The organism is Corynebacterium sp. (assembly GCF_052107835.1).
Classification (GTDB): domain Bacteria; phylum Actinomycetota; class Actinomycetes; order Mycobacteriales; family Mycobacteriaceae; genus Corynebacterium.
Genome location: NZ_JBQEDF010000002.1, coordinates 1 through 15,014, shown reverse-complemented (window position 1 = coordinate 15,014; position 15,014 = coordinate 1). Strand labels below are relative to the sequence as shown.

13 protein-coding genes are annotated in these 15,014 nt (G+C 69.0%); 1 reads left to right on the top strand and 12 read right to left on the bottom strand.

The window, feature by feature from the left end:
- Positions 1-6: 6 nt before the first annotated feature.
- The 11 genes from ACTIL2_RS00585 to nadD form a co-directional block, all read right to left on the bottom strand.
- Complete coding sequence (locus ACTIL2_RS00585; RefSeq protein ID WP_442335500.1) at positions 7-1,329, bottom strand: dihydrolipoamide acetyltransferase family protein; 1,323 nt, start codon at positions 1,327-1,329, stop codon at positions 7-9.
- A gap of 35 nt (positions 1,330-1,364) precedes the next feature.
- Positions 1,365-2,342, bottom strand: coding sequence for an alpha-ketoacid dehydrogenase subunit beta (locus ACTIL2_RS00580; RefSeq protein WP_442335499.1), 978 nt, complete (start codon positions 2,340-2,342; stop codon positions 1,365-1,367).
- Between the two features lie 2 nt (positions 2,343-2,344).
- Positions 2,345-3,463 carry a thiamine pyrophosphate-dependent dehydrogenase E1 component subunit alpha gene (locus ACTIL2_RS00575; RefSeq protein ID WP_442335498.1) on the bottom strand — a complete coding sequence of 373 codons (1,119 nt, stop codon included), beginning with the start codon at positions 3,461-3,463 and terminating at the stop codon, positions 2,345-2,347.
- On the bottom strand, positions 3,456-4,739 hold the full coding sequence (locus ACTIL2_RS00570; RefSeq protein ID WP_442335497.1) for an OFA family MFS transporter: 1,284 nt from the start codon (positions 4,737-4,739) through the stop codon (positions 3,456-3,458). Before ACTIL2_RS00570 ends, ACTIL2_RS00575 begins: the two co-directional genes overlap by 8 nt.
- Positions 4,740-4,947: 208 nt before the next feature.
- The gene (gene holA / locus ACTIL2_RS00565; RefSeq protein WP_442335496.1) at positions 4,948-5,934 is read right to left on the bottom strand and encodes a DNA polymerase III subunit delta; all 987 of its coding nucleotides are present in this window, start codon (positions 5,932-5,934) and stop codon (positions 4,948-4,950) included.
- Between the two features lie 24 nt (positions 5,935-5,958).
- On the bottom strand, positions 5,959-7,956 hold the full coding sequence (locus ACTIL2_RS00560) for a ComEC/Rec2 family competence protein (protein ID WP_442335495.1): 1,998 nt from the start codon (positions 7,954-7,956) through the stop codon (positions 5,959-5,961).
- Positions 7,957-8,020: 64 nt separating this feature from the next.
- The gene (locus tag ACTIL2_RS00555) at positions 8,021-8,854 is read right to left on the bottom strand and encodes a helix-hairpin-helix domain-containing protein (RefSeq protein ID WP_442335494.1); all 834 of its coding nucleotides are present in this window, start codon (positions 8,852-8,854) and stop codon (positions 8,021-8,023) included.
- Positions 8,855-9,362: 508 nt separating this feature from the next.
- Positions 9,363-10,730: a DegV family protein gene (locus tag ACTIL2_RS00550; protein ID WP_442335493.1), complete on the bottom strand. Its 1,368-nt coding sequence runs from the start codon at positions 10,728-10,730 to the stop codon at positions 9,363-9,365.
- Entirely contained in the window at positions 10,730-11,488 is a 759-nt protein-coding gene (locus tag ACTIL2_RS00545; RefSeq protein WP_442335579.1) for a histidine phosphatase family protein, read from the bottom strand. The genes ACTIL2_RS00550 and ACTIL2_RS00545 overlap by 1 nt, the downstream gene beginning before the upstream one ends.
- A gap of 42 nt (positions 11,489-11,530) precedes the next feature.
- A complete protein-coding gene (gene rsfS, locus ACTIL2_RS00540) occupies positions 11,531-12,034 on the bottom strand; it encodes a ribosome silencing factor (RefSeq protein ID WP_442335492.1) in 504 nt (167 codons plus the stop codon).
- Positions 12,035-12,124: 90 nt separating this feature from the next.
- Positions 12,125-12,868, bottom strand: coding sequence for a nicotinate-nucleotide adenylyltransferase (gene nadD, locus ACTIL2_RS00535; RefSeq protein WP_442335578.1), 744 nt, complete (start codon positions 12,866-12,868; stop codon positions 12,125-12,127).
- Between the two features lie 188 nt (positions 12,869-13,056).
- Between nadD and ACTIL2_RS00530 the strand changes: the two genes are divergently transcribed.
- The gene (locus tag ACTIL2_RS00530) at positions 13,057-14,007 is read left to right on the top strand and encodes a YwiC-like family protein (protein WP_442335491.1); all 951 of its coding nucleotides are present in this window, start codon (positions 13,057-13,059) and stop codon (positions 14,005-14,007) included.
- Here ACTIL2_RS00530 and ACTIL2_RS00525 read toward each other — a convergent pair.
- Positions 14,004-14,846: a hypothetical protein gene (locus ACTIL2_RS00525; RefSeq protein ID WP_442335490.1), complete on the bottom strand. Its 843-nt coding sequence runs from the start codon at positions 14,844-14,846 to the stop codon at positions 14,004-14,006. The genes ACTIL2_RS00530 and ACTIL2_RS00525 overlap by 4 nt on opposite strands.
- Between the last annotated feature and the right edge of the window lie 168 nt (positions 14,847-15,014).

Sequence of the window (15,014 nt, the reverse complement as noted above, 5' to 3'; positions counted from 1 at the left end):
TCCGACCTACCCTTCCATGATCAGCAGGTTCGGGTCATGCAGCAGTCGCATGACCGTGTTCAGGATTTCCTGGCCGCGCACACCGTCGATGATGCGGTGGTCGTAGGTCAGCGACAGTTTCATCATCTGCCCCACCGCCAGTTCGCCCTCGTCGTCGACGTACGGTGCCTTCGTTGCCCGTCCGACCCCGAGGATCGCGGCCTGCGGGGAATTTATGATCGGGGTGAACCAGCCACCGTCGACGCCGCCGAGGTTGCTGATGGTGACCGACGCCCCGCTCATGTCCTCCGAGGTCAGTTTGCCCTCGGCGGCCTTCTCCGCGTTGTCGCTGACCGCCTGGGCGATCTCCAGCAGGTTGCGGGTCTCGGCACGGTGGACCACCGGGGCGTAGAGCCCGCGGTCGGTGTCGGTGGCGATGGCCACGTCACAGGTGGAGTGGTGGACGATCTCGTCCGTCTCGGTGTCCAGTGAACTGTTCAGCACAGGGTGCTGTTTCAGTGCCGCGACGAGGGCCTTGACAATGTAGGGCAGGATCGTCAGGTGCACGCCCCGCTCCTCGGCCAGGGCCCTGTGGTTCTTCCGCTGCGACAGCAACGCCGAGACCTCGACCTCGCCGAAGGTGGTGACCGGCGGGATCGTGGCGTGCGAGGTGCTCATCGCCCGGCCGGTGGCCGCGCGAACCCCCGCGTACTTCTCGCGGCGGTCGCCGTCGCGGCCGGCGACGGGTCCGGACGCCGGGACAGGTGCCGGGGCAGGGGACGCGGCGGTGTCCGGCGCGGGGGCCTCCTGTGCGCGGGCCGTCCCGGTCGTCTCCGCCCCGAGCAATTTCGTGACGTCGCCACGGGTGACGTGCCCGTGCGACCCGGTCGGGGTGACCGTACCCAGGTCCACGCCGTGTTCCCTGGCCAGCCGACGGACCGACGGCATCGCGAGCACGCGCGTCTCTGTGGATTCGCCTGCGGACGCCGCGACATGCGGTGCGACGGGCGCCTCGGTTGGCGCGGCGTCCCGCTGCGGTGCCTCCTCCGACTCAGGTTCCACGTCCTCCTCGGACGTCGTCTTGTCGGACGCCGCGTCCGGCTCATCGGGTGAACCGTCGTCGATGACCACGAGGGTGTCGCCCACCGTCGCGGTCTCCCCGTCGGCGACGTGGATCGTCGTGACGGTGCCGGCCACCGGCGACGGCAGTTCGGTCACCGCCTTGTCGTTCTCGATCTCGACCAGGTCCTGGTCCTCCTCGACCGTGTCGCCCTCGGCGACCAGCCAGTTGGAGATCGTTCCCTCGGCCAGGCCCTCGCCCAGCTCGGGCATTGTGAATGTGTACGCCATGACTGCTTCTCCTCAGTAACTTGTGGCTGGTGGCCCTAGTAGTCCAGGATTTCCCGGACCGTGGCCTCGATGTCCGGGGCGCCGGGCAGCCAGGACTTCTCGTCCGCGGCGAAGGGGTAGACGGAGTCCGGGGCGGACACCCGGCCGATCGGCGCCTCCAGCGACAGGATCCGGTTCTCGGCGACCTCGGAGACGACGTGCGCTGCCACGCCCGCCATGTTCTGCGCCTCCTGGACCACCACCAGCCGTCCTGTCTTCTCCACCGAGGCGAAGATCGTGTCCGTGTCGATCGGCGAGAGGGACCGCAGGTCGATGACCTCGGCGTCCACCCCGTCCCCGGCGAGCGCCGACGCGGCCTCCACTGCCTGCTGGACCATCGCACCGTAGGCGACGATGGTCACCTGGGATCCCTCACGGACCACGTTCGCGGTATCCAGTGGGATGCGGTAGATGTCGTCCGGCACGTCCTCCTTGACCGAGCGGTACAGCTTCAGGTGCTCGAGGAAGAGGACGGGGTCGTTGTTCTCGACCGCGGAGACCAGCAGGCCCTTGGCGTCGTAGGCGGAGCTCGGCGCGACCACGCGCAGCCCCGGCACTCCGGCGAAGAGGTGCTCGATACTGTCCGAGTGCAGCTCGGCGGTGTGCGTGCCACCGCCGTAGGGGGTGCGCACGGTGATCGGCTGGGTGACGTCCCCTCCGGTACGGAACCGGTTACGGGACATCTGGCCGACCAGCGAATCCGCGGCCTCGAAGGTGAATGCGGCGAACTGGATCTCCGGGATGGGCCGCCAGCCCATCGCGGCCAGTCCGATGGACAGGCCGAGGATGCCGGACTCCGCCAGCGGCGTGTCGAAGACCCGGTCCTCGCCGTGCTTCGCCTGCAGTCCCTGGGTGGCGCGGAAGACACCGCCGTTCTGACCGACGTCCTCCCCGAGGATCAGTGTCCGGTCGTCCTCGGCGAGCACGTTGTCTAGTGCCTCGGTGATCGCCTGGATGTAGCTCTTGGTGCTCATGGTTACTTGGCCTCCTGTGCAGCAAGCTGCGTGCGGATATTCGGGGTCGGCTCCTCGAAGGTGTTCTCCAGGAAGTCGGTGACCGTCTGTGCGGGGGTCTTCTCCGCCTCGGTGATCGCCGCCCGGAACTCCTTCTTGTAGCTGTCGGTGAGTTCGTTCTCGTGCTCCAGGGACCAGAGGTCCTTCTCGGTGAGCAGGTCGCGCAGCCGGTTCAGCGGGTCCTGCTCGAACCAGGGCCGCTCCTCGTCGGAACTGCGGTAGCGGGACGGGTCGTCCCCCGCCGAGGAGTGGGCGCCGAAACGGTAGGTCAGCGTTTCGATGAGCACCGGGCCGTTGCCTGCGGCGGCGAACTCGCGGGCCGCCGTCGACACGGCGTTGACCGCCAGGACGTCCATCCCGTCGACCTGGACGGACGGGATGCCCGCCGCGGTGGCCTTCTGGGCGAGCGTGAGACTGGCGGTCTGCCTCTCCCGCGGGACGGAGATCGCCCAGCCGTTGTTCTGGATGATCATCACCAGCGGCGCCTGGAAGGTGCCCGCGAAGTTCATCCCCTCGTAGGTGTCACCCTGGGACGTCGACCCGTCCCCGGAGTAGGAGAAGGCGACGTGCGGTTCACCGTTCTTCTTCATCCCGAGTGCCACCCCGGCCGCCTGGATGTGCTGGGCGCCGATGATGATCTGCGGGAACCAGCTCCGCACCCCCTCTGCCATGCGGTTCCCCCGCACGTGACCGCGGGACCACAGGTAACCCTGCGCCGGGGTGATCGCCCCGTGCTGGATCATCGGCGGCAGGTCACGGTAGGTCGGGAAGAGGTAGTCCAGCTTCTCGAAGGCCGTGACGCTGCCCATGTGGCTGGCTTCCTGCCCGTTGGTCGGCGCATAGAAGCCCAGACGGCCCTGCTTGGAGAAGATCGTGGTCTGCTCATGCAGGACCCGCTCGTAGAGCATGATCTCGAGGAAGTGGACGAGGTCGTCGTCGCTGTAGGTGTCGAAGACCTCCTGGTTGACGACCCGGTGGGACGCGTCGAGGACGCGCACCGGCCCGGCGAACTCGCTGCCGAGGTTCTCCTTGATCGCCGCGAAATCGACGATCGGGGTGATGGATGGTGTTCTCTTAGACATGGTTCTTCTCCTTGTTGTCGTGGGAGGTGGTGGGGGCCTTCTCCTCCGGCGGCGGGCCGGGGGCCCTGACGACGAAGAGGATGACGGCCGAGATCGCGAGGAACACGGAGCCGATCAGCAGCGCATTGCCGAAGTCCAGGACGTCCTCGGACATCAGGGTGTTGAAGATCAGGGTGATGACCGCGCCCGCGGCGAAGCCCTGGTAGATCACCGAGTAGTTCTTCGACTGGTTGTTGTGGCCGAAGAAGTCGCCGACGATCGCCGGGTAGATCGTGATGCAGCCACCGAATGCGGCACCGAACAGCAGGAAGGCGACGATGTAGAGCCACGGTTCGGGACGCCAGGTCAGTCCGACGACCACCGACATCACAGCCAGGACGGTCAGTGCCACGGCGACGATCAGGGTGCGGGAGATGTGGTCGGACAACCAGCCGAACAGGAAGCGTCCCGCGGTGTTGAACAGGGCGACCAGGGACACCAGGGTGACCGCGGTACCGATCAGGTAGCGGGTGGGGTCCGGCGCATCCCCGGCGGCGCTGCCGGCGTTTCCGATGATGAACAGGCCGGCGAAGCAGAAGGCGGTGATGCCGAAGAAGAGCATGTAGGCCTGCGGCCGGCGCAGCATCTGCGGGATGCTGTACTCCCCGGAGGCCGCCGCATCCGCGTTGCTGACGAGCGGGGCGTCCTTCAGCAGCAGGCCTCCGCCGACGATCAGCACCCCGGCGATGACCGCCCAGAGGATGAAGCAGGCGCGCAGTCCCGCGTAACCGTTGTCCGCGTCGCCGAGCACCGGGGCGACGACGAAGGGGAGGATGAATGCTGGCGCACCGTAGGCACCGACGGAGATCCCCGAGATGGTTCCCGCCTTCTCCGGGAACCACCGCAGGCAGTTCGTGAGGCTCAGCAGGTAGCCGATGCCGTCCGCGGAGCCGACGATCACGCCGGCGGTGATGTAGAGCATCCAGACGTTCGGGACGAAACCCGAGGCGAGCAGACCGGCGGCCAGGACGACGCCGCACGCCACGAGGACGTTGCGGACGCCGTACCTGGCCTGCAGGACGTTGATGGTCAGGGTGGACACCGACAGGCAGATCATCATGATCGAGAAGGTCATGGCGATGCCGAAGGTCCGGGTGTGGTCGCCGTAGAAATGGTCGGCGAGTGCCGGATTGAGGATCGACCACGAGTAGACGGTGCCGAGGCCCAGTTGGGCGAGGACCGTTCCCGCGAGAACACGGTTGCGGGTACCGGTGGCGGTACCGGCATTGCTGGGCATCAGAGGACTCCTCGGCGACGGGGGCGGGAACGTTGTTTCTGCATGTCTCCACGGTATGTCTGATTTTTGCCCTCACCTGCCCGTTATCACCCCCGTAGTTACCCCCTATTAACAGCAAGCAACCCTAAGCCAGCCGGTCAAGAAAGTTTGACGACAAAGTGACGTGTCACAGGACACACACTGTCCCCCTGATGTCGGGGGTGGATTTTTACCCCCGCGCCAGCGTGGCGATACGCCGCACCGCGTTCTCCACCGCCCACTCCGGATCCGCGGCGTGCCCCTTCACCCCGGCGTCCAGTTCCGCGACGATCTGCACCGCCGCAGCCACCGATGCCGACGACCACCCACGCGCCGAACGCACCGTCTTCTCCAGCTTCCACGGCGGCATGCCGAACTCCGCGGCCTGGGACCGCGGATTCACCCGCGCACCGTGCACCCGGGCGATGTCCCCCACCATCCCGGACAGGGCCGAGGCCAGCAGCACCGGATGCACCCCGAGCTGCAGCGCCCGGCGCGCCGAACCGAGTGCTGCATCGGCGCGTCCGGCGATGGCCTGCTCCGCCACATCGAAGCCGGACACCTCGGCCGACCCCTGGTAGTAGCGGTGCACCGCCTCCGCGGTGACTTTGCCGTCGGTGTCCGCGACGAGCTGGCTGACCGCGCTGGCCAGCTCCCGCAGGTCGGTGCCCACCGAATCCAGCAGCGCGGCGGTCACGTCCGGGGTGACCCGCACCCTGAGGTCGCGGAACTCCTGCTCCACGAACCCCTGCCGCTCACGCCCCTTGAGCTCCGCGGCGGAATGCACCTCCACGGTCCCCTTCGGGGCTTTCTTCGGCAGGCTGGTGACCAGGGACTTCTGGCGCCCCTTGCCGGTGTGCTGCAGGATCAGCACCACCCCCGGCGCAGGGTCGGAGACGGCCTGCTCGATCAGCGCGACCGTCTCCTTCGCCGCGTCCTCCACCCCGGTGATGACCACGATGCGGTCCTCGGCGAACAGTGACGGACTGAGCAGTTCCGCCAGCTCGCCGGAGTTGATCTCCGAGGTCTTCCGCATGTCGACGGGCAGGTCCCTCACCCCGGCGGCCTCACGCGTGGCGGCGACGATGCGGTGCCGGGCGCGCTCGGCGAGGAAGCCGTCGGTGCCGACGATGAGGTTCACCGGGGCCGGAGGGCCCGACTGCGTGCTGGTTGCCATGGCGTCCATCCTATAGTTCCCGCGCTACCGGCCCTCCGCGTGGAGCCCGTCCTGCCCGAGCACCACCGTCCCGTCCCGGCACGGGAACGCCACCGGCACTCCGTCCGGCGTCCGCGACGGCATTCCGCGGCTGCGTCCGCACGCGGTCACCACATACAGGTCGGGGTGTTCATGCCCCGCCTCCCGGGCTGCCTCGTGCAGCAGGACGGCGGTCTCATCCTCCAGCACCACCACCTCATGGTCGGACGCGCCGTCGGACGTGAACACCTCCGGGACGTCCTGCCCCGACTCCCCCGGCCGCACACCCAGGTACCAGTCGACCCCGTCCAGGTCCTCCGCCCAGGACCTGCTCAACCCGGCGTCGCCGCCCGTCGCCTCCGCGTAGGGCCCGGTGGTCAGCATGCCCCGGTGCCATCCCCACACCGCGGCCAACGCCACCACCGCAATCACGGCGGACGCGGACGGCCGCCAGCGCCGCAAGACCACGCACACCACCACCGCACCCCCGGTACAGACAACCACCGCCGCGAAGAACCAGCCGCCGGGGGTGTGCAGGACATCGACCCCCGACAGCACTGACGCGACCTGAAGAATCCACCACGCCGGGGCCGCCGCACCGAACAGAACCACCGTCGCCGCACCCGTGTGCACCCCGGCGACCAGCGCCCCGAGCATCCCGATGACCGTCACGGGCGGGACAGCGACACCCACCAGCACATTCGCCAGCACCGCCGTCGGTGAGACCACCCCGGTCATGTGCACGATCACCGGCGCGGTCACCACGTCCGCCGCCAGACTCACCGACACCAGGCCCACCAGCATCGCCTGCCACCGCACCGGCGGATCATGCTCGCCCCGCCTCCTGGTACGACGGTCCGTCCACGCCTGCAGGATCCGCCGCGAGATCAACGGCGCCAGCGCCACGATCCCCGCCGTCGCCACCACCGACAGGATGAACGCGTAGTCCACCGCCAGTCCCGGCTCCACACCCAGCAGCACGATCACCGCCGCGGACAGGGCCGCGTACCCGTGCGCCCGGCGCGCCGACAGCACCGCCACCAACCCCACCGCACCCATCACCGCCGCCCGCAGCACACTCGGCTCCGGGCCGACCAGCAGGACGAAGGCCACCAGGCAGACCGCGGCTGCCGCGATCCTCGCCCACCGTGGTGCGCGGAGGGCCGTGGCCAGCACCAGGACACTGCCCGTGACGATCGCCAGATTCGCCCCGGACACCGCCGTGAGGTGCGTCAGCCCTGTCGCCAGGAACTCCACGCGGGTGGCGGGATCCTGCATGCTGATATCACCGACGACCATGCCCGGGACCAGGGTCCCGGTGTCCGCCGGGAGTGACTCCGCGGCATCCGCCAACCCGGCGCGCAGATGAGCGGTCACCGCGGACAGGCCCCCGGGTTCCGCCACCGCCTGGGGAAGCTCGCGTGCCGAGGCGCGCATCGGCACCATCGCGACCCGGTCGGTCTCATCGACCGACGCAGCGACCTGCAGCGTGGTTCCCGGCTGCAGGCCGAGCAGGGTGTCCGCGGCAGCATGGTCGACCAGCCGCTCGTTGACGAAGAGCGGCATCGTCCACAGGTCATCGACGGTGACGTTGAGCAGGATGGTCCCGCCGTCCAGCTGCTTGGGTGCGGTGGCGAGCAGGACCTCCTCATCCATCCGCGTCGTGCCCTGTGCGCGCAGCGGATGATCGTCCACCCGCGCGGCCAGCCACGCGGCGCGTCCTGCCCACGCCGCCGCGATCAGGCCCGTGACAGCCACGGTCCGCACTGCCACCCGGCGCGGATCCTCCGCAACGCTGCGTCCGGCGCGGAACGGCCCCGCCCGGTACATGACGACCACCGCCACGACGGCAACAACCAGGCAGGACGCCGCAATCCACGGGTTCCGCACACCCACCGTCACCGCAACCGCCGCCCACACCGCCGCAGCAACGGGTACCAGCCGCAGGTCGGGTCCCCGGCGACGGCGGACCACATCGGGGCTGCCCGGATCCCGGTCCGTCACCGTCCACGGGTCACCCCTGCCCGGCGCGGGCGTGAGATCCGGGTTGGGGTAGCCGGACCCAACCTCAGACCGTGACACTGTCCCGCAATGCCTCGAACTTGGCCGGGCCAATGCCCTTGACCTGCAGGAGCTGCTCCGTGGCTGTGAAGGGGCCATTGGCCTCCCGCCAGGCGAGGATCGATTCCGCCGTCGCCGGGCCAACCCCCGACAGAGTCGTCAGAATGGTGGCGTCGGCGGTGTTGAGGTTGACCGTGCCGTCCGCGCCACCTGCCGCAGAATTGCCCCCACCTGTACCCGCTCCGCCTCCCGGGATGCTCTGCTCCTGGGCCTGGGCCTCCGGTGCCTGGCCCGGGTAGACCACTTGTGATCCGTCGGCATCGACGACGATCTGCAGTCCGTCCACCACCTGCTCCGCAAGGTTGACCCCCTCCAACCGACCGTCGGCACGCACCCCGCCGGACCGGTCGATCACCTCCCCGACCCTGACCCCCGGGTCGACGGTCAACAGGCCGGGCCGGTGCACCAACCCCTGCACCGACACGATGAAGGGACCCGCATCCGCACCCTGCGGGTCCTCCGCGTAGCCCGTGCCATCGTCCCCGTCCTGCTCCCCTGTGTCCCCCGGTCCCCCGGTGTCCCCGGCCGTCTCTACCCCGGCCTCCCCCGACACCTCCGGTGACAGCCCGGCGACAACGTCCCCCCGTTCACCGCTGCCGCCGGCGTCACCCGTCATCTCGTTGATCAGCATCACCCCTCCCACGACGACCACCAGAGCCGCCACCACCATCACCATGACACGGGCGGACCGGGGACCGATCGCGGTCCGACGCTCGAAGCGGACGTCGGCCAACTCATGGCCCGGCACCGGCTGGGTCAGGGCCTCTACCCTGTCAGCCACCACTCGCCGTGTGTTTCCGGCCCGTGCCTTCGTCCTGCTCTCCGCGTCTCCGCCCATGGCCATCATGTAACTGCAACGCCGGACACACATTCCCGGGACAGCTGGCGTTCCCCCAGGACACTGTGGATAACCCAGGCGTGTGGATAACCCAGATCAAGCATGTTTGACCTGCGCATATGCGGGCCCCATGAAGGAATCTGGCTACGGTGTGCAGATTCTTCTCGACCCACCACTGCACAGACGTTCGCCGGGTGTCCAGTGACGTCGCGGCCCTTCTCCCACTGCACCGGACACCCAGTGCCCCCGAACGCTCTGTGCCCCGGATGCTCAGTGCATCAGCACTGCCATCGCATCGTGCACAGTGCCATCACAGAATGTCGGTTTGGACTGTCAAAACCGACAGTTTCCAAGGGCACTCGACCGCTTGCGATGGCACTGCGCCCAGTCAGTGCTCAGAGGCTGCCGCCGATCAGCACGTCAGCACAGTGGACGGCCAGCACGTTCCCCGTCAGTCGCGGACGAGTGAGACGCCGATCGCCCCGGGGCCGGTGTGCACGGCCATGGCGTGGGAGATGTCGACCACGGAGATCACAACGCACTCCGGCAGCACCTCGCGCAGTGATACGCGCAGCTCCTCCGCGGTGTCCTCGGCACCGTAATGGTGAACGGCCAGGTGCATCGGCACCCGCGGGAGATCCGCCAGCGGGACCTGATCCTCGGCGTGGCGACGGTGCTTGTGGTGGTCCTGCTCAGGCTTGTCTGCCTTGTCCGGCTTCTCCGTCTTGTCGGTCTTCTCGGCTTTCTCGGCCTTGTCCCGGCCGCCGAGCTTGAAAATGCGGGGCCGTTCCTCGGCCTCGCCGGAGGCATCCGCGTCATCGCTGTCATCAGCGTCAGCGGCATCAACGTCATCAGCGTCGTCGGCGTCCCCGGCGGAATCACCCTCAGCATCCTCCTCCGACGCGTCGGGGTCACCGGATTCGGAGTCCTCGGCATCGTCCCGGCCAGAAACCTCATCCCCGGAGACCTCGTCCTCGGAGGCCCCGGCGGAATCCGGGTCGGCATCGGCGACGACCTCATCGGACGGCTCAGCCGCCACCGTGGACCCGCCGTCACCGGTGACAGCGGTGTCATTGCCGGTATCGCCGTCATCACCCGCGGCAGCGTCGGAATCCCCGGCCGCCTCCTCCGGCACCGGTTCAACGGGGCCGTCCGTGCCGTCCTCGCCGTCCGCAGTGTCCGCGTCGTCCGTGCCCTCAACCAGCTCCCCCGCAGCCGCGCGGTACTCATCGGCAGCCAGAACCACCAGACGCTCCATGGCCTTGGCCTGCGTCCGTGTCCTCGCGGCCAACTCCAGCTTCCCGCCGGTCAGGTGCAGGATCGGCTTGATCGCCAAGGCCGTCGACAGCAGCCGCTGCCCCGCCGACAACCGACCGCCCCGCGCCATCGAGTCCATCCGGCTCAGGAAGATCCACAGGTGCCCGGTGTCGATCACGTGCTGCGCCGCACCACGGCACTCGTCCAGCGAACCACCGTCATCCGCGCACCGCGCAGCCGCGATCGCCGCCTGGCCGACAACCATGCCCCCGGACTGGGAGTCGATCACCTCGACCAGGCCGTCCAGCACCGCGGCAGCCTGGCACGCCGCCGACCAGGTCCCCGACAGTTCCTTGGAGATGTGGACGGCGACCACACCCTCATCCCCGCCGCGCTCCAGCAGCCGCGCGTAGCGCGCGGTGAGTTCCAGTGCCCCGAGCCCGGCGGTGGTCTCGTCGTCCCCCTGGCCCTCGGCGTGGAAGTCCAGCACCTCGATGCCGTACTCCGCCGCCAGAGCGTCCGGCAGGCAGGACGATGCATCCGTGACAACCCGCACAGTCATCAGCCACGCACCCCCCGGCCATCGCCCTCGTCGGCATTGACCACCGTCGCCGGGGACGGGGCCGTGACGCCGACGTTCCAGCCCTCCAGGAACCAGCGCGGGGAGCGCCACAGATCCGGGTCGGAGGGCTCGAAACCATCCGCCGTCGACAGCGACGGACGTGCCACCAGCTGCGACCAGCGGGTGTTCCCCAGACCACCGAACATCGGGTAGTGCTCCGTGGGGATCCCCAGCAGCCGCGAGGTCAACGCACCGATGGTGCCGCCGTGGGCGACGAGCATCACCACGCCGTCGTTCCAGGCCGCACCCCCCATCAGGTCACCGACCAGTTCCGCCGCCCGGGCAGACACCTCCACACGGGTCTCGCCGCCGGGCGGCGCCCATGTCGGGTTCAGGCGCCAGTGGGACCGCTGGCCGGGGAACACCGCGTCCACGTCCTCGTGGGCCTTGCCCGACCAGTCGCCCAGATCGGTCTCCCGCAGCCGCGGGTCGGTGGTGAACTCCAGGCCCAGGGCACTGGCGAGCACACCGGCGGTGTCACTCGCACGCTCCAGGTCGGAGCTGACCACCGTCCCGATCGGCCAGGACGCCAGTTCCGCCGCCGCGGCACGGGCCTCGGCGCGTCCTGCGTCTGTCAACGGGGTGTCCAACTGCCCCTGCATGCGCCCCACCAGGTTGAACTCCGTCTGACCGTGACGGATCAGGATCAGCCGGCGCTCGGGCAGGCGTCCCCCAGGGGAGCTGCCGGAGCCGCCCATCCGCACATCGGTCGGAGTTCCCGGTTGCACCGCCACCAGCTCCTAGAGCTCGCCCTCGTCGGGTTCCGAGCCCGCCAGCGGCAGGTCCCCGGCACTCCGGGCGGAGAACGGGTCGTCGTGCTCGAGAAGCTCGGAGAGGTCCGTGACATCGTCGGCCCCGCTGGCCCAGAAGCCCCGGTCGGCCTGTTCCACGCCCTCGACCTCGACGGTCGGGCAGTCACGGTACAGACGGTCGAGCGCGTAGTAGGCGCGCTCCTCCCTGCGCTGCACGTGGACGATGATCGTCCCGTAGTCCAGCAGCACCCAGCGGTTGTCGCGGTGCCCCTCGCGCAGACGCGGCTTCACACCGGTCTCGGTGAGCTTCTCCTCGACCTCGTCGACGATGGAGTCGACCATGCGCTCATTGTCCCCTGTGGCCAGCACGAAGCAGTCCGCCAGCGGCATTCTTTCGGTCACGTCGACGACGACGATGTCCTCGGCGAGTTTGTCGGCGGCAGCGCGGGCGGCGATACCTGCGTGGGTGATGGCGTCGGAGCTAGCGGTCACGTGGTGTACGGATCCTTGCAGTAGAGTTCGTCGGACAGATTAATCCGGGGACGATTCTACTAGCCCCGACGTCGATTACCGCATCCGGGATCAGAACCAGCCGTGGGGGAAGCGGTCCTCCTCCCCCTCCGGGTCCCAGTCCACGTCCCGCTCCGCCGGGACGTCCGGCCCCTCCGGGTCCACCGCGGAGACGCCGGATGTCGGCGACCCGGGCACATCATCCACCGCCCACGGCAGTCCTCCACCGGATCCGAGACGCCGGTACAGGGCGGTCTTCGCGATGTACTGCACCACACCGTCGGGCACCAGGTACCAGACCGACCGGCCGTCCCCCGCGCGCTCCCGGATGTCGGTGGACGAGATCGCCATCGCCGGGATGTTCACCAGGCTCAGCCGGTCGGAATCCACCTGGGAGCGCAGTGCCTCGCCGGCGTCCTCCAGGCTGTAGCCGGGGCGCGTCACCCCCACGCAGTGCGCCAGGTTGAACACGTCCTCCCACCTCCGCCAGGTCACGATGCGCTCCAGGGCGTCCGCGCCGGTGATGAAGAACAGTTCGGCCTCCGGGTAGCGGCGCTGGATGTCCTTGAGCGTGTCCACGGTGTACGTGTCGCCGGGCCGGTCGATGTCCACCCGGGAGACCAGGAACTGCGGGTTCGCCGCGGTGGCGACGACCGTCATCAGGTAGCGGTCCTCCGCGGCGGTCACCGAGGTGTCGCGTTTCTGCCAGGGTTGTCCGGTGGGGACGTAGATCACCAGGTCCAGTGCGAACCGGTCGGCGACCTCGCTTCCGGCAACCAGGTGGCCGTTGTGGATGGGGTCGAAGGTTCCACCCATCACGCCGATGCGCCGTGGCGGCTTGTCCGGGAAACGGTCCGGCCGTACGGCGGGACCCGGTGCCGGGCTCTGGGGAGTGTCAGTCACGATGTCCCATGCTACGGGGAGCACCACCCCGGATGGAACAGTGAGGCCCGGGATTCGTGGAGGTGCCGGACGCGCACCCCGGTCCGCGATACTCTCTATCCATGAGCAAAAGCACCTCCAAGAGCGGCATCAACCCGTGGAAGCCCAACCAGCACGGCGCCTGGCCCATGGTTGCGATTCCGCCGGTCATCGGCATCTTCTGGTGCCTGAAGGTGTGGGACACCCTCACCGGGGCCGACCGTGCGGACGGGCTGTCCGGGACCACGGGGATGGTCCTGGCGTACCTCGCGGTGACCGTCGCCTGGGTCGTGGGCTACCACGCCTTCTTCGCCCTCGGTATCTGGATCCGCGCCCGCAACGGCACGGTGCGCCGTGCCGCGGTCACCCCGTCGCTCGTCTACGGGGTGGTCGCGGCGGTCGCGGCGCTGGCCGCGGTGCTGCTGCAGACGCATCTGCTGTGGTGGGTCGTGGTTTTCGGCCCGCTCACCGCCATCGCCGTGTACGAGACCTGGCGCGGGACACCGCGCTCGCTGGCCTCGGGTGTGGCGACCACGGCGGCCTCCGTGTTCATCATTCCGGTCGGTGCGACCATCGGCCTCGGGGCATCCGCCCCGGTCAGTGGCGGGGTGACCTGGACGTCCAACCTGTTCACCACCGAGGTGGTGGACGCGCTGCCCGCTGCGGTGTGGGTGACCACCGCCTGGCTGCTGTTGTACACGGTGGGGACGATCCCCTACGTCAAGACGATGATCCGCGAGAAGGGCAACAACGCCTGGCTCGTCGGGTCGCAGATCTTCCACCTGTTCGCCCTGGTCCTGGTGGCCGCGTCCATCGCCGTGGACCACGTGCACTGGGCGGCGTGGATCGTGGCTGTCGTCGTCTCCGCCGCCGCACTGTGGCGCTCACGGGCGGTACCCGCATCGGCGGCCTCCGGTACCCCGTGGCCGCCGAAGAAGGTGGGCACCCGCGAGATACCGCTGCACGCCGGTGTCGCCCTGGCCTGCATCATGGCCGCGCTGCTCTTCAGCGGCCCGTTGGTGCTGTTCATCTAGCCCGGGTCGCGCACCAGCGCGGCGAAGGCGTCCGCCGCCCGCCGGTCCCCGGCACTGGCCCGGGACGGGTCCCCGGCGGCGGCACTGAAGTACCCGGCGTGGACGCCCGCATCGTCCTCGTCGGTCAGGGCGAGGAATGCCGAGCGGGGCCCGAAGTCGCACACGAAGTCATCGGGGACACAGTAACTGTGCGCCCGGAAGGCCCCACCGGTGATCAGCTCCGGGGTGCGGTGGAATGGGTTGCCCATGTACACCGCCCCGCGCAGTCTCCCCTGCTCCGCGAGCTGCTGCTGGACGGGGCCGAGCACCGCCACGCCCTGCGAGTACCCCAGTGCCACGTAGTCCGGCGCGCAGCCGGTGGATGTCTCGTACTCCTCGACCGTCTCGATACCGCCGGGTAGTCCGAGCGCCATGGAGTCGACGAACTCTCCGACCCCGGTGACCACGGTGAGCGGGTCGACGTCCTCCCCCGCCTCCCCGACAGGGAACTTCGCTGGGTAGCGCTCGGCGTCCACGGCGAGGACCTGTGCGTGGCCGCCGTCCCGTTCGCCGAAGAGATCGGGGTGGATCTGCGTGGTGTAGTCGAGGAACCGGTGCAGCGTATCGCCCTCGTAGCCGTTGGACCAGCCGTTCGCGGCGGTCGGCGGGTAGACGTCATTCTCCTCGCTACCCCGGGCCAGCAGGGCCACCACCCCGGGACAGGCGCCGGACGCGGCGCTGGTCGGTTGGGCCTCCCCCGCATGTGCAATGCCGGACGCTGCCACCCCTGCGGTGGCCATCCCGACCCCCGCCACCACCAGTGCCGCCGCGATACCTTTTACCCCGAACATTGTTGCCATAGTTGGACACCCTACAGCGGCACTCTGCCTGCCCACGCCGATTTTCACACCGGCGCGAGAATCTCGCTAGCCTCGGCAACGACCTGACCTGCAGGTCTCACGATGTGGAACCGTCGAGAGGTGTGAAAGTCAACAGGACGCCCCGACGGCCGGATGCGGCCCCTCCTC

Excerpts from the sequence above, each read along its gene's own strand:
- ACTIL2_RS00585 (WP_442335500.1), bottom strand. The coding sequence starts at position 1,329 with ATGGCGTACACATTCACAATGCCCGAGCTGGGCGAGGGCCTGGCCGAG.
- ACTIL2_RS00570 (WP_442335497.1), bottom strand. The coding sequence starts at position 4,739 with ATGCCCAGCAATGCCGGTACCGCCACCGGTACCCGCAACCGTGTTCTC.
- holA (WP_442335496.1), bottom strand. The coding sequence starts at position 5,934 with ATGGCAACCAGCACGCAGTCGGGCCCTCCGGCCCCGGTGAACCTCATC.
- ACTIL2_RS00530 (WP_442335491.1), top strand. The coding sequence starts at position 13,057 with ATGAGCAAAAGCACCTCCAAGAGCGGCATCAACCCGTGGAAGCCCAAC.
- ACTIL2_RS00575 (WP_442335498.1), bottom strand. The coding sequence starts at position 3,463 with ATGTCTAAGAGAACACCATCCATCACCCCGATCGTCGATTTCGCGGCG.
- ACTIL2_RS00545 (WP_442335579.1), bottom strand. The coding sequence starts at position 11,488 with ATGGGCGGCTCCGGCAGCTCCCCTGGGGGACGCCTGCCCGAGCGCCGG.
- ACTIL2_RS00550 (WP_442335493.1), bottom strand. The coding sequence starts at position 10,730 with ATGACTGTGCGGGTTGTCACGGATGCATCGTCCTGCCTGCCGGACGCT.
- ACTIL2_RS00580 (WP_442335499.1), bottom strand. The coding sequence starts at position 2,342 with ATGAGCACCAAGAGCTACATCCAGGCGATCACCGAGGCACTAGACAAC.
- nadD (WP_442335578.1), bottom strand. The coding sequence starts at position 12,868 with ATGGGTGGAACCTTCGACCCCATCCACAACGGCCACCTGGTTGCCGGA.
- ACTIL2_RS00525 (WP_442335490.1), bottom strand. The coding sequence starts at position 14,846 with ATGGCAACAATGTTCGGGGTAAAAGGTATCGCGGCGGCACTGGTGGTG.